1 protein-coding gene is annotated in these 270 nt (G+C 68.1%); it reads right to left on the bottom strand.

Annotated features, from left to right (window positions below; translation table 11 throughout):
* A partial coding sequence (locus tag CVH10_RS20855; protein WP_219924923.1) for a ParB N-terminal domain-containing protein occupies positions 1-270 on the bottom strand: 270 nt, incomplete at both ends.

Here is a 270-nt window from a genome sequence, read left to right as displayed (position 1 = left end):
AGCCAGCTGATCGACCAGTGCCGCCGCGTGCCGGCGATCACTTCGAACTCATAATCGGCATCGCCGTCGACGCGCCGTACCACCGCGGGCACCTTCTGCCCTCCCTCGGCGACGATCGAGTCGATCAGCTCGCGGCAATTCTCCTCTGAGAGGTGCGCGTACGTGCGAGCGTTGCCGGGCCAGATGCGCACGCGGGCGGGATCGAGAAGGAGTTGCGTGACCTGCCGCACCTCGCCGCTCGCGACGCGCGCAAGCGCAGACTCGCGACCA

Source organism: Halomonas sp. ND22Bw (assembly GCF_003011945.1).
Lineage (GTDB): Bacteria > Pseudomonadota > Gammaproteobacteria > Pseudomonadales > Halomonadaceae > Halomonas > Halomonas halophila.
The sequence above is the reverse complement of the archived record's forward strand: the minus strand, read 5'-3'. Positions and strand labels throughout refer to the sequence as shown.